The organism is Streptomyces swartbergensis (genome assembly GCF_002148965.1).
GTDB lineage: Bacteria > Actinomycetota > Actinomycetes > Streptomycetales > Streptomycetaceae > Streptomyces > Streptomyces swartbergensis.
This window is the reverse complement of sequence record NZ_NGFN01000256.1, coordinates 1-12,956: the sequence shown is the minus strand read 5'-3', so window position 1 is coordinate 12,956 and position 12,956 is coordinate 1. Positions and strand designations below refer to the sequence as shown.

Annotated in this window: 11 protein-coding genes and 1 pseudogene; 8 read left to right on the top strand and 4 right to left on the bottom strand. The window is 65.9% G+C overall.

Going from position 1 to position 12,956, the window contains the following annotated elements:
- Positions 1 to 279: 279 nt before the first annotated feature.
- The gene (locus tag CA983_RS31190; protein ID WP_086604163.1) at positions 280 to 1,359 is read right to left on the bottom strand and encodes a ferritin-like domain-containing protein; all 1,080 of its coding nucleotides are present in this window, start codon (positions 1,357 to 1,359) and stop codon (positions 280 to 282) included.
- A 1,055-nt stretch (positions 1,360 to 2,414) separates the two neighbouring features.
- Here CA983_RS31190 and CA983_RS31185 point away from each other — a divergent pair.
- Positions 2,415 to 2,742, top strand: a pseudogene (locus CA983_RS31185) (transposase family protein); the annotation flags it as partial.
- A 136-nt stretch (positions 2,743 to 2,878) separates the two neighbouring features.
- On the opposite strand, the gene CA983_RS31180 reads toward CA983_RS31185, so the two are convergent.
- Positions 2,879 to 3,220 carry a hypothetical protein gene (locus CA983_RS31180; RefSeq protein ID WP_086604162.1) on the bottom strand — a complete coding sequence of 114 codons (342 nt, stop codon included), beginning with the start codon at positions 3,218 to 3,220 and terminating at the stop codon, positions 2,879 to 2,881.
- A gap of 840 nt (positions 3,221 to 4,060) precedes the next feature.
- Between CA983_RS31180 and CA983_RS31175 the strand changes: the two genes are divergently transcribed.
- Positions 4,061 to 5,440 carry a peptidase S8 gene (locus CA983_RS31175; protein WP_086604161.1) on the top strand — a complete coding sequence of 460 codons (1,380 nt, stop codon included), beginning with the start codon at positions 4,061 to 4,063 and terminating at the stop codon, positions 5,438 to 5,440.
- 106 nt (positions 5,441 to 5,546) lie between these two features.
- Here CA983_RS31175 and CA983_RS31170 read toward each other — a convergent pair whose 3' ends face one another.
- The gene (locus CA983_RS31170) at positions 5,547 to 5,789 is read right to left on the bottom strand and encodes a hypothetical protein (protein WP_143645593.1); all 243 of its coding nucleotides are present in this window, start codon (positions 5,787 to 5,789) and stop codon (positions 5,547 to 5,549) included.
- A 714-nt stretch (positions 5,790 to 6,503) separates the two neighbouring features.
- Between CA983_RS31170 and CA983_RS31165 the strand changes: the two genes are divergently transcribed.
- Positions 6,504 to 6,698 (top strand): hypothetical protein, encoded by a 195-nt coding sequence (locus CA983_RS31165; protein WP_086604159.1) that lies wholly within the window; start codon positions 6,504 to 6,506, stop codon positions 6,696 to 6,698.
- A 290-nt stretch (positions 6,699 to 6,988) separates the two neighbouring features.
- On the opposite strand, the gene CA983_RS31160 is transcribed toward CA983_RS31165, so the two are convergent.
- A complete protein-coding gene (locus CA983_RS31160) occupies positions 6,989 to 7,303 on the bottom strand; it encodes a transposase (protein WP_158101911.1) in 315 nt (104 codons plus the stop codon).
- 442 nt (positions 7,304 to 7,745) lie between these two features.
- On the opposite strand from CA983_RS31160, the gene CA983_RS31150 reads away from it, so the two are divergent.
- The 5 genes from CA983_RS31150 to CA983_RS31125 all read left to right on the top strand — a co-directional run.
- Positions 7,746 to 9,401, top strand: coding sequence for a hypothetical protein (locus CA983_RS31150; protein ID WP_086604157.1), 1,656 nt, complete (start codon positions 7,746 to 7,748; stop codon positions 9,399 to 9,401).
- A gap of 95 nt (positions 9,402 to 9,496) precedes the next feature.
- Complete coding sequence (locus tag CA983_RS31145; RefSeq protein WP_086604156.1) at positions 9,497 to 10,645, top strand: hypothetical protein; 1,149 nt, start codon at positions 9,497 to 9,499, stop codon at positions 10,643 to 10,645.
- A 655-nt stretch (positions 10,646 to 11,300) separates the two neighbouring features.
- A complete protein-coding gene (locus CA983_RS31135) occupies positions 11,301 to 11,699 on the top strand; it encodes a hypothetical protein (RefSeq protein WP_086604154.1) in 399 nt (132 codons plus the stop codon).
- Positions 11,696 to 12,430: a GMC family oxidoreductase gene (locus CA983_RS31130; protein ID WP_086604153.1), complete on the top strand. Its 735-nt coding sequence runs from the start codon at positions 11,696 to 11,698 to the stop codon at positions 12,428 to 12,430. Before CA983_RS31135 ends, CA983_RS31130 begins: the two co-directional genes overlap by 4 nt.
- A 67-nt stretch (positions 12,431 to 12,497) precedes the next feature.
- Positions 12,498 to 12,956: helix-turn-helix domain-containing protein (locus tag CA983_RS31125; protein ID WP_167407506.1), on the top strand; the 459-nt coding region annotated here is incomplete at its 3' end.

Sequence of the window (12,956 nt, the reverse complement as noted above, 5' to 3'; positions counted from 1 at the left end):
GGGTGGGAACTCGGGATCGGCGGAGTCGGTGTTGACGTGGGCCGACGGGTCGGCGGGGGCACGTCGAATGGCTGCTCGATCCAGGCAGCGAAGGTGTTCCGAGCGACGGAGTCCACGAAGGGCCTGCCGGAGCCATCGACCCGTCGGCCCTTGATGCCGACGTCCCCGCCGACGCCCAGACCGCCGTGAACATCTCCGCGCACGTCCCTGTTTCCGCCGGCATCCGGCGAAGCACCCACGGCACCTGACGGTGCTGCGGCGCCGGCGCGCTGTGTCACCTCACGGCTCGTCCGGAAGGTATCGGAATTCCGGCCCGTAGGTCTTGCCGGTCCCGTCGGGCAATGGCGTTCGCATGAGGTTCTGAGCGGGTTCCTGCAACTGCACCATCTGCACGATCGCTTTGCTCAGCATCTGCGTGGCTGTGCTCGGCTGCTCCGCCTTCCAGGCACGCTCCAGGAACCGGAGCATTGAGCTGTAGTGGCGGTTGAAGGTGTCGAGCTCCGTGAGCACGTCACTGGACACCGGTACCCCGCCTTGAGCCCAACCGCCCGCCGGAACCGTGCCCATGGGGAAGATCCGGGGCAGGGGAATCTCGTCACCCTGGAAGTCGAACCGTGGCGGTTCGTCCGACACACGGATCAGCCTACGTCCATGGAAGAACTCCCGGAACGAGTAGAAGTGGGCCAGTTCTCCGGTCTCGCCGGGGAAGGGGTTGTCTGGCGACGCGGCAGTGCCCTCACCTTGCTCCTTGATAATCTTCACGGCCGCCTCGACAACATCGAGTGAGTTGAGAGCGACGATGTCGTTCCCCTCGCCGTGGGACGACGACATGTTCTTGGTGAGCTGCCGCGTACCCTTGATCAACTCCGGTCGTGAGCGGAAGGCTTCGAGGATCGCCGTGTAGAAGGCGCCGATGGACGTGTGCACTTCCACGTCCTCAACCACGGGGTCGTCGGGCCTCTCGATGCGGGAGTACATGTCGAGCGACTGCTTGCTCAACTGCATGAGCGAAACCGACAACTCGGGCTGCACACCACCGGGGAGTGGGCCTGGATACTTCGGGACGACGCCTTCGTCAGCGATGTGCGGTTCCCCTCCAATGGTGGTGAGCATGTTGCAGGCCAGACCCATGTGCGACATCTCATCGAAGATGATCGCGTGGAGCATTTGAAAGACTTCCGAGTTCTGGTCCGATTCCTCGATCGACCAAAGGCCGCACAAGTAGGGGGGAAGCGTGGCAAGCTCCAGCATGATGGCCTGCTGCAGCGCCTGCTGCAGCCAACGCTCATCGTGCTCCTCGGCGGGCACGTGCATGAGCTCAACGATCGCGTTGCTTCGATAGTTGACTACATCAGTCATTTGGATTCCCGTCTCCTGTCGGCGTGCGTCGATCCTGAAGGGGTGGCCCGGTAGAAGCGCGGACTGACGTAGAGGCCGCCCCGAAGATCGTCGACCGTCACGGAAGCGGCCAGCTTTCCCCGGCTGCACCCCGGTCCGGCATGGCGGATGTTCGCAACGTGGTTCGCCGCGATGCAGAAGCTGTTGTTCTTCTCGACGGTTCTTGCCCTGTTGAACCGGTCTGCGTTAGTTGCGTAGACAGTGCCGCGGCAAGGGCGATGCCACGTCACCCCGGGTTCCGGGTCGGCGGGCTCGTCGAATGACGAAGGGCCCGGAGGATACGGGTCCTCCCGCATGTGTGGCAGGAGGGAAGGCTCCCCGCGGCGACCAAGAGCCGCTCGCCGTCGATGCCCCTGCGGCTGGCCGGTGCTTCAAAAAGTCAGTGGGCCACAGACCCATCCCGGAGGTCGATTGCCATCCCAAGCGTCGTCGTCGGACTTCACCGTACGCGCGATGAATCCGCGATGGCCCAGCCTCAAGGGCTTATCAGGGGAAAAACGGGTGACAGTTGGTTCGTATCCGACTTGAGGCGGTCTGTCAGCTTCCCCTCTTGGTCTCGCGACAAGGCCCATCGGGGATTGGGCATGGCCAGAGAATGTATCACGTTCAACTTCCAGCATGACCTGCCGCCTCGCAGCGTGTTCCCCGAGCCGATTTCAGGATACGTCCGTCTCGTGGGCCATGCATTTCCTCGGGTCCCGTCCAGGGGTGGCGAGCTCCGGGCGGCTGTTGCTCCTGGTGGACTCCCGCTCTAATCCCCCTGTGGCCTTGCCCCGAACCTCTACAGTAACTTGTCAGGAAACCCGCGGGATTCGACCAGCTTTCCGACCATGGAGACCCCGCCATGGTCACGAACGCGAAACAGCCTCATGGTCAGTGCCGGCGCCGCCAGCCCCACGCCGTCGCTACCCAATTGGCTAATCGTCACATTCTCGTGCGGGAAACCGCGCTGAATCTTGACTATGCCTCGCAGAGAACCAACACCACGGGGGCTCAAGCACCGGCATCGACCACGCGCCGAGCTCGCCCCTGCCCTCACCGAGGCGGCCCGCACTGCTTCGATGAAGGCGTTCATCCTGCTCGACGCCACGCTCCTGCCGATCGTCCGCGTCGCAGGCGACCGGCCCTTCCACTCCGGGAAACGTAAGAAGCATGGCATGAATGTGCAGGTCATCGCCGATCCATTCGGTCGGTTGCTGCGGACACCGCCAACCCTTCCCGGAGCCGTCCACGACTGTTCGCGCGGCCCGGGAACACGGCATCATCGACGCGCTGGCCGTAGCCGGCAACCCCTGCTGGGCCGATACGGCCGACCAAGGTGCCAAGGGCACGGTCCGCACCCCTACCGCCGCCGACACCAGACAAGCTGCGCTGCTCCCCCCGGATCACAAAACTCGTCCAGCCGTACTCACCTGCGTCCGGCCTGCTCAGGCCTGCTCAAACTGAGGATGGCAAAGGGCCAATGGCGGATGGTGGGTCGTCAGAGGACTTTGTATGTCAGCTCGTACAGTGACAAAGACAGCGCGCCGATTGCCTGCGTTCGTTCTCCAAGGCCTACCTCGGAGGGGATGATCTTCGCTCCTCCAATGAAGCTGACCTGGTCAGTTACCTCATTCACTTCGTGCAGAACAACGTCAATCGGCGCTTGGTTGACGAACGGCACGAACCGCTCGTCGAAATCAAACACGTCCCCTTCTCGCATTCGCACCTTTTCAAAGGTACCGCCGTCACCTCTACCGACCAGGACCTCGTCCGCACCATCCGGGTCCTGAATCCTTTTCGCCTCCAGAAACAAAAGCTTGGCGAAAGCTGCGTCTGCCATGTTGGTCTCCCATGCTTCGTGTCGCACAGCGTATTTCCAAGTCGTAGCACACGTATCTAGGCAGCGCATGCCGTGAGATCCCCCCAGCTGCGTGGAGTGGCTGACTAGCTAGTCAGGGCACGTTGACGTGGTTTCAGACAGCGACCCGCAGATCCGGTGGATGGTCGACCTCCACGGTGCGGTGGTGATCCTGCGTAACTGGGGATCCGACCGGAATCGGCCCACTACGCCAAGCGACAATTTCCGCAGCCCCGATCTCGACGCGGTGCGGAGTCGGCCGGACGACGGGCATCGGCGAGTTCATTCCCGAACGCGACCTAAAGATCGCGCTCGAACTGGCGGAGCAGATGGACAACGGCGCACGCGCGGTACGCGATGTCAACTACCGGGTTGAGGCGGCATACGCTCTGTACCCACCTCGGGGACAAGCGACGACTACGCCAACCAGCGTCCAGCGGCGCCGGACAGGTCATCCGGGAGATCTCGGCGGCGTTGCTTGCGCTCGCGCTCAGCGCCCCGCAGACCACGGACGGCTGGGTGGGGAGACCGCGGACGGGCGGGCCCGGGGGCCTCACGGGAGTAGGCCGTGCGGGATGCGAGGCCGCCGTGAGCCACTTCGTCCTCTACGCGTAACATCAGCTCGCTCGCTGGCCACTGTGCGCGAGCGAGCGGTGGCGGGTTGAACAGGCACGAGGAACAAGCACATGAGCACCGCCCCAGCGCGCCGAGGTGGTAGTCGCTGCGAAAGCAGTGACGGGAGTGCGCCATGGAGCCAATCGGGTGATAGTGGTCATAGGGGGCTACCTCGACTTCAAGCGCTTTCCCCTTGAAGGAGGCACCATGCCCGACAAGCACCAGTACACGGATACGGAAGCTCCCGACGAGCGCTCAAGCGTTTTCGCTCCGAATCAGGACAACCAGGTACCCGGCGAAGTGCTCATCAAGGTGCAACCGGAGGCGGCGAAAGGGATCTCTGTAGCTGTGCCGACCGGTCCTGTGCGCGGGGCGTTCGCCGCGGCCACCCATCTGGGCGTCGAACCGCTTGACCAAGTCTTCACGGACATCGGAGTCCGGTCCGTGACCCGGTTGCACCCACCACCTGCGCCCATCCCCGCAGGGATCGCGGCCGTCGCGGAGCAGACCGAACTCAGTGCCGCCTACCGCGTTCGCTTCGACCCGGCACAGGACGTCTCCCGTGCCGTCCAGCGCCTCAACGCCCTGGAGGAAGTCTCTGTCGCCGAGCCCAACCGCTGGCGGGAGCAGGCATCCGTGATTCCCAACGACCCGCTCTTCGCACAGCAATGGGGACTGAAGAGGATCAAGTGTCCCGAGGCATGGGAGCGGAGCAGGGGCAGCGGCTCCGTCGCCGTCGCCATCATCGACACCGGAGTCGACCTGAACCATCCCGAGCTGGCGCCGCTCCTGAAACAAGGAAAGGACTTCGTCGATCTTGGACCAAATCCGATCGCGAGGCCGGGCTGGGTCTTCGAGGGCGACTTCCTGGGAGTCGACGATTTCCCGCAGGACGAGGTCGGGCACGGCACGCACGTCGCCGGAACCATCGCCTGCCGCTCCAACAATCGTGAGGGAGTGACCGGTGTGACGTGGGAGTGCCGCCTGATGCCCGTACGGGTGCTCGCCCGTATCCGTCGGCTCAGCGACAACCTCGTCAGCGGCGTCGGCAGCGCGGCCGACATTGCGGCAGGCATCCGGTGGGCGGTCGACCATGGTGCCCGGGTGCTCAATCTCAGCCTCGGCGGCCCTCAAGCGACCGAGGTCGAGCGTGATGCCATCGCGCACGCCATCGACCATGACGTGGTCGTCGTGGCTGCGATGGGCAACGCCGGCCGGCGGACGCAGAGCTTCCCGGCGGCCTTCGACGACGTCATCGCCGTGGGTGCCACCGACCCGCTGGACCGCAAGGCGACCTTCTCGAACACCGGTCCACACATCGATGTGTCGGCGCCCGGGGTCAACATCCTCAGCACTTTCCTGGACGACACGTTCTCCCCATCGGACGGCACCTCGATGGCCTGCCCACACGTGGCCGGAGTCGCGGCTCTGCTGCTCTCTCTCGGTCCCGGGCTGAGCGCCCGGGACGTCCGCCAGATCCTTCGCACCACCGCAAAGCCACTGCGCCGACGCCCCAACGACCCAGTGCCCAACGACGATTTCGGTTTCGGCCTCCTCGACGCCGATTCGGCGCTCGCCCTGGTCTGAGCGCCGCCCCCGGAACCACACCACCACCTTCAACTGCCCGCCGACGCGCCGGACCGCTCGGCGGGCAGCCTCCACCGGTTGCGCCGATCCCGCCCCGAGCCGCACTTCACATGCCCGGACCATTGGTGTAGCGCATCACATCGGGTTCGGCCTCAGCGACACCCTCGACGCCACGAGCGCTCTCCACGGCTTCCGAGACGCCGATCTCATCCGGAAACAGCGCCACCGCCCGGTCGGGCAGCGACTCACGCGGAGCCTGCACCCCCTCGGCTCCTACCGCCTCCAGCCCATCGGCGACAGCTGACCAGTCCCTGTCCTGGGCAAGCTTGACAATGACACGGACCGACATGTCCACCGCCTACTCTCAGCTCGCAACCGGCACTGCTCCCTCCACCTTCGCCGATCCGCCATCCCCCCGCGACAGAAATGAGACACGTGTCGAGTCCGAGACCGCATCGCCAGGACGCACTGCACCTGCATAACGGGCCGTCGGCCGACCCTCGCCGTGCGGCAACCCTCGACAGGCTGGGGCTGTGGTCAGACCCTCGACCTGCTCGGCGAGCGTCCATCCCCGACGGCGGCGCGTCGAATGAGCGCGGCGGCACGGTCAGGACCCGCACCACCGTGACCGGGCACACCGCCAGCACCCAGCGGGCGGCATACTTGTCGGCTCAATCAGTGGACCCTGCATGTATGCGCTGAAGCACTGACGCCGAGGGCCTGGTAGTTGACTCCGTCGGAGCAGTCGCGCTGTGGCCTGGCCCGCGCCATGCTCGGGACGGCCGACATGGAACTGGTCTCGCTTGTGCGTCGGCATCCTTGGCCGGCGCCCAGTACGGCAGGCAGCTACGGCTAGGCCCGGTGCGCCGCGTGCATTGAGGCTCCCCGGAGCCTCTCCCCCGATCTCAGGAGTCCAACTCGAGACCACGAAGCAGGCGCCCCAGGTAGCTCCTTGGATGGACAAGCACAGCCAGCCGTTTGGAGGAGGCGAAGTCGCAAAGAGCATGTTTACGGCTGATACTCATAAGCGAAGCCCCCAGACCTTTCCTGGAAAGGACGTTCTATGACCGTCACCACCGCTGATGCCAAGACGCTCAAGAGCGCGCTCAGGTCCGATGTGAAAACCTGGCACGCGCTCTCCTTCTCGACCATGGAAGAAGTCGTCAACTTCGTCAATCTCGAGCCTGCACAAGGAGCAGGAGAGGTCGAGTTCTCCTTCGGCCCGGACGGGCAGATCTGGCTGATGTACTTCCTGTAGGGCGCGACAGCGAATCCCGGCATCGCCTGGAAACAGAGCCCGGGCTGTTGAAGACGTGCTCTCCTGGAGGCATACGGGTAGGCACCTGCCGATCTCTCTGTTCTTCAACTGACCTGTCTGTGGTCGTCTGCAGATAGTCGAGCCCCGTCGCACCTCAAGCGGCGGGGCTGCCTCGTTTCTGCATTTGACCATTCCGTTCACACGGGCGGCGCACCGGGCCAACGGCTGATCGTGCCCCTTCGGCTACCGCAATCACCGTGACATGGCCAAAGCCTTCCAAATGCCATCTGTCAAGCCGCGAGAGCGACGACGGCTTGGATGTGGAGCTGGTCCTTCTGCGCGTTTGCGTTCGTTGAACCGGCGGATTCCTCGCCATACTGGATGCTGACCAACGCGGAGGCGTAGTAGACCCCTTGGAGCCGTCTGTTGCCTCTCTTCCGGCGCCGCAGGTTTCCCACTGATCTTGCCGGAGTCGCCCGGCATGGGTGCAACACCCCGAAGCCGGTGAGGCGGTCGGCGGTGCCGAAGACGGTCATGTCGCCGCCGGTGGAGGCCAGGAATTCAGCACCCAGGGTGGGGTCCGTGCTGGGCAAGCTGGTGATCACGTCAAAGGTGGGGGCTCGCGAAATCGCCGCAGCCCATCAACCGCTCCAAGGCCGACCAGGACTCGACAACTTGGCAACCGCCTGCCGCTGGCTACCGTTGCACGTACGCCACCGCCTGGGTCGCCATCAAGGCACGGTGGCAACTGACTTCGACCCAGCCGAACAGCCCGCGCTCACCGACGTCCTGGCCGACTGCCCGAACGCCGTCATCGAGGTACCCTCGCCCGCTGTACATCACTTTGGCTCGTCACCACGAGGGCAAGGGCGGGCCAGACCTGAGGAATGTGATCAGAACTCCGAAGAACAGAGGCGCTGAGGCAGGTGGGCCATCAGGGTGGATCCGCGACCGCGGCTGAAACAAGATCTCGCGACCGGGTATCAGTTTATACGTTGATATGCAGTGTAGTCTGATAAATGCTCATTTTTTGGGAGCGGAGTGGCCATGCCCGACCACACGCAGCTGCGTCGTGCGACCGCCTGGACGAGAACGACTGCCGTCGAGGAAGTTGGCGCCGCCCGCGACGCGGGTGCCTTGGACGAGACATCCGGCCACCCCGCGTTGGACGATGGCCTCGCCGTCGACGGCTGCGGACCCGGCTCCACCGCGCTGGAACCCGGGCGGCTGTACCGCAGGATCAGCGGCAGGGATGACCGGGCGTGGCCCGTGAGCGATGAGGAACTGACGTCGCTGGGAGACCCGATGGCGGTGGAGTTCTTCCGCGTCGGCGTATTTCCCACCACTGTGCAGGACCTGCTGTCCCGACTTCCCGCGACGGCCGCCGCCTCACGGAAGGTGTATCTGGTCAGCGAGGCCGGGCAGGTCTCGGCGGATGCCATCGGCGAGCGCGACATGCGGTTCGCGATCACCACTGCCGTGAGAGGCAGTCAGGTTGACCTTCTGGTCAGCACCCAGGCTGGTGGCGACCCCCAGGAGGGATTCCTTCAGGTCGCGGGTTGGGATCCCGAAGCGAGGGTCTTCAACTTCTATGCTCGGTTCGAATCCAGCTGGGTCTGGGCGGGCAACTCCTGGGACGCGCTGGAACCCGACTCGCGTGGCAAGGGCTGCTTCGACAGCCACGTCAACGGCAGCGCCGTGATGAAGGAGCTGAGGATTCCCTGGATCAACTGGCAGTCCGAGCGGGCCACGATCCGGCTCGCCGAGGATGACCCGCTGCACCATGACCAGCTGTTCCAGCAGGTCATCGGAGCCCAGCAGCTGGAACTGACAGTCAGGTCCCTCATCACCCGGTGGACAGCGGCCCGCCTGGCCGCTGTCACCGCGAACGGCGTTGTGGACCACCCCGATCGGCTGCTGCGCCATCTGTTCACCAGCACCACGGTCAACCTCACCAGCACCGACAGACAGAGCAGCAACATCACGGCGGACAGTCCCGACCTGACGCTGCCCACGGGCTTCTGGCTGAACCAGGATGTCCTGTTCGACGACCTTCGCCTGTCCACACAGGCCGCCCCGCCCAGAGCGCCGGCCGCCCGATACCTGGCCAGCGTGACCCGGTTCGACTTCCGGCTGGAGGAGAAGTTCAGCGGGTTCTCGCAGCCAGGCGACACGTTCTTCGCCTTCGTGGTGCCCGAGGCCGCCCACGAGGACAACGAGGTGGTTCGGCAGATGGTCCGCAACGGGCTTGTCCCGGCCAAGTTCGCAGCCTGTGTGCTGATGGTGGACTTCCCCAACCCGGTCTTCAGCCCTGCCCGCAGCCACCTCATGCGGTATGTGCCGATCACGCCGACCAACGCGGTGGAGTTGTGCGGCAAAGTCGCCCAAGCCATCTTGGACGCCGCGGGCACCCTGTCGGCCGACAGCCCAGAGGGCCGCTTCGCCGAGCACTGGCAGGTACCCGACGACGCCTGGCGGACAGTGTTCGGACAACGGGTGGACGCCTATCTGCGCGGGGTCACCGAGCGCATCCGCACCGAATCCGGCTTCGACGACTATGTCCGCCTGGCCGAGTCGCGCCGTCGGCAGTTCCGCCACATGAAGCTCAACGAGTTCGAACTCACCCTGCCGGTCACCAATATCCCCCCTGACGCCCCGCTGCTGGCGATGCGTGAGGACGCCACTGTCGCGGAGCTGACCTGACGCGGCCGGCCCCTCACCGGTCTCGCCGACATCACCTCCAGCGGCGCTGCCGACCACTTGGTTCCTGCTCCGCCCTCACGTACAAGGAGAACGCCATGGCCAAACTGGATGCCTACGGGCCTCCCGGCAATCTCGACGATCTGGACGAGTTCGGCCGCAAGGCCTGGAACACGTTCATCTCCGACACGGTCGACGAGGCCATTCAAGGTCCCGATCCGCACCAGGTGCTGAACGACAGCCCGAGACCGCAGTTCTACAACCTGACCACCACGGACACGGCCCCGGACCTCCAGCACGCCCCCATCCGATGGACCGCGTTCCCCCGCATCATCAAGATCACCTCCATTTCCGACCTCCAGCGCTGGCAGCGCGCCGATGCCAGCCGTGACGTTCAGGACGAGTACTGCGAGTGGAGCGTCTCCCGCGACGACTCAGGAAAGATCAACAAGGTCACGTTCACCTGTGAAGGCCCCGAGTACTGGGAGATCCTGGCGCAGACGAACCCGGACAAGACAGTCGAGCTCTATCAAAAGTTCATCAGTCCGGACGTACGCAAGGAGGATCTGTTCTCGCCCAGCGGTCGATACCAGCCCCGCAATAAGTGGAACAACTCCACGAGCCACGGCGCCATGCACCTGATTCAGCCGAACAACACCTTGGGCGCGGAAATCGAACTGGCCGCGGCAGCCACCATCCGGCGCGTCATCAACGGCGAGGAACTGACCACCCAGCAGGAGCTCATCGCCTGCAGCAAGTACGGTGCCGCGGAGCGCAACAGCGATCCGCACATCGGCGCGGGAGTCAACGCCCTGGCCCGCCAGAAGGCCGACATCACCCTCGCCGACCCAGTGGGCCTGTACTTCGACGACCTGTCCACGGACGGCTGGGAGACGCCGGACGGCTCCGATCCAAAGGCATACTGGACGTACTTGAGAGGCGACTCGGAGAACCGTGTCCGCGCCGTCTACGCGGTGCCCGCGGACAAGGGCTTTGCCGTCGGGGACATCACCATCGGTGGGAGGCCCATCGAGTTCGGAGCGCAGATCGCGGACTTCATCACGATCAGGCTCACCGGCGTCGCCTGCCGGTTCGGCGAGTCCACGGCCCAGCCGCACACCGCCTGCAAGGAGTTCCCCGCGGTCGAACTGCGAGAAGAGGGCTTCAGCGCAGCCGCGTTCTCCGCCTCCGGCCGCTTCCTGGGCCCCCGTCCCACCCTCTCCCACCGCTCTTCCCGCGTCACCTGACAGCTTCCATCGCCGAGCGCGTCACGCTTCACAAGGCACAGTACGACGAACGGGGATCTTGCGGTGCGTCCTGCGGAGGTCGGCCCCTGCTGGGGACCAGCGGCGAATGTGGGGCGACGGCGACGGTGTCCGGTCGGTCAGGGCGAGCGACGTCATCCCGCGCTCCGCAGCACGCTCAACGAGGAAGCCGGGCCACGAAGTGCTGCCGAAGACGGTCAAAAGCACCCCGGCCAAGCTGGAGCGCCTGGTCAAACTCGGCATCCTCACCGAAGCCGACACCGGCACCTTCGCCAGGCAGCAGTAGCCGGCACCGGGAGCCGGCACACCTGCCCCAAGCATCACTTGGAGCGGGCATCAACTCACGAACCGCTTATTCGGACTCCCCAGGCCGTAGTTGACGCCTTCACTCACGGCCTGCTCCGGCACAGCCCCACCGTCAACAAACCACCGGCAGCAGTGCGCGTCGGCTCGGCCGGACCTGATCGCCTCGGGAACGGACCACCCGAATGAACCACCCGTAGCGACGTAACTTCGCGTTGCCGCTCCGAGGGCCGAGCGGGTGGTTCTCGCGGGTGGCCGGGGTCGAGACGCGTCCGGCAGGGACAACTACCTGGGTGAGCTGCGCCGCCCCGCAGTCCCTTTCAAGGAGGACACCATGACAGGAAAGCGTGTTGCCGGAATTCGTTCGGCGGCGGTTCTCGGGCTGGCCGGCATCCGGCTCTTCAACGGGGCCGCCGGTCTGCTCGCCCCCACGCTCCTCATCCAAAGACTCGACCGGGACTCCGAGCCCAACCCCGCCGCCGTCTACGCCTTCCGGCTCTTCGGCATCCGCACGGTCCTGCTCGGCCTCGACCTGCTGACGAGCCGCGGCGAGCGCCTCACTCAGAACCTGCGGGAGGGTGTGCTCATCCATGGCAGCGACACGGTGACTGCGGCCATGCTTGGGCTGCGCGGCCATCTGGCGCCCCGCACCGCTGCCCTGACCACCCTGATCTCCGCCGTCAACACCGCCCTGGCCGTCACTGCCCTGACCGTCGACCAGGAGAAGACGTGAAGGCGACCGACGCGGAAGGGTTCGACTACGTCGTGGTGGGGGCGGGGGCCGGCGGCGGACCGCTCGCCGCCCGCCTCGCCGAGGCCGGCATGCGGGTCCTGCTCCTCGACGCGGGCGGCGAACACGACAACGACAACTACCTGGTGCCCGCCTTCCACCCCGACGCCACCGAGGACCCCGTACAGCGCTGGGACTACTTCGTGCGCCACTACGCGGACGAGGAACAGCACCAGCGCGACACCAAGGCCGTCCCCGGCAAGGGAATCCTCTACCCGCGGGCCGGGGCGATCGGCGGCTGCTCGGCCCACCACGCGCTGATCACCGTCTACCCGTACAACGCGGACTGGGACCGGATCGCCCGCGCGACCGGCGATGACTCCTGGAGCAGCGCGTCAATGCGCGCCTACTTCGAGCGGCTGGAGCGCTGCGAGTACCGGCCGCGCCCCAGGACACTGCCGTCCAACCGGCTGCTGGCAGCGCTGCTGCGGGCGCTGCCGTTCGTCTCCGGGCGGTACGTCAACCGGTCGCGGCACGGCTTCGACGGCTGGCTGCCCACACGGCTCGCGGACCCCGGGCTGATCATCCAGGACAAGCAGCTGCTGAAGGTCGTACTGAACGCGGCGGAGGGCGAGCTCGCCGACTTCCTCGGCCGGCCGCTGTCGCCTCTGGAGGGCCTAGGTGTGCTGTCCCGGGACGTTGGTGACAGGCGACACGCCTTGAGTGGTCCTTGAAAGAGGTGAGGGCCTCCGGGTTCGGTGTGGATTGCGACATCTACAACCGGCTCCCAGGAGGCCCTCGTTGTTCCACCGTAACGCCCCGCTGACCGCGACCGGCCGGCTGCGTCTGGCCCGGTGTGTCGTCGACGACGGCTGGCCGCTACGGCGGGCCGCGGAACGCTTCCAGGTCAGCCACACCACCGCAGCACGCTGGGCAGGCCGCTACCGCAAGCACGGGTCCGCCGGGATGCAGGACCGCTCCAGCCGCCCACACCACCAGCCCCGCCGCACCCCGGACGCCGTTGAGGAGCAGGTCGTGCGCCTGCGACGCGAACATCGCATCGGGCCGCTGCGGCTGGCCGCCCGCTGCAACATCGCCGCCTCCACCGCCCACCGCATCCTCGTCCGGCACCACCTGCCCGCCCTGGCAGCCTGCGACCGGGCCACCGGCGAACCAGTACGCCGCTACGAACGGGCCCGGCCCGGCGAACTGCTCCACATAGACGTCAAGAAAYTCGGCCGCATCCCTGATGGCGGCGGC

What these genes read in the sequence shown, in the direction of transcription:
- CA983_RS31165 (WP_086604159.1), top strand. Translation starts at nt 6,504, where the DNA reads ATGACCGTCACCACCGCTGATGCCAAGACGCTCAAGAGCGCGCTCAGG.
- CA983_RS31170 (WP_143645593.1), bottom strand. Translation starts at nt 5,789, where the DNA reads ATGTCGGTCCGTGTCATTGTCAAGCTTGCCCAGGACAGGGACTGGTCA.
- CA983_RS31145 (WP_086604156.1), top strand. Translation starts at nt 9,497, where the DNA reads ATGGCCAAACTGGATGCCTACGGGCCTCCCGGCAATCTCGACGATCTG.
- CA983_RS31180 (WP_086604162.1), bottom strand. Translation starts at nt 3,220, where the DNA reads ATGGCAGACGCAGCTTTCGCCAAGCTTTTGTTTCTGGAGGCGAAAAGG.
- CA983_RS31190 (WP_086604163.1), bottom strand. Translation starts at nt 1,359, where the DNA reads ATGACTGATGTAGTCAACTATCGAAGCAACGCGATCGTTGAGCTCATG.
- CA983_RS31135 (WP_086604154.1), top strand. Translation starts at nt 11,301, where the DNA reads ATGACAGGAAAGCGTGTTGCCGGAATTCGTTCGGCGGCGGTTCTCGGG.
- CA983_RS31175 (WP_086604161.1), top strand. Translation starts at nt 4,061, where the DNA reads ATGCCCGACAAGCACCAGTACACGGATACGGAAGCTCCCGACGAGCGC.
- CA983_RS31150 (WP_086604157.1), top strand. Translation starts at nt 7,746, where the DNA reads ATGCCCGACCACACGCAGCTGCGTCGTGCGACCGCCTGGACGAGAACG.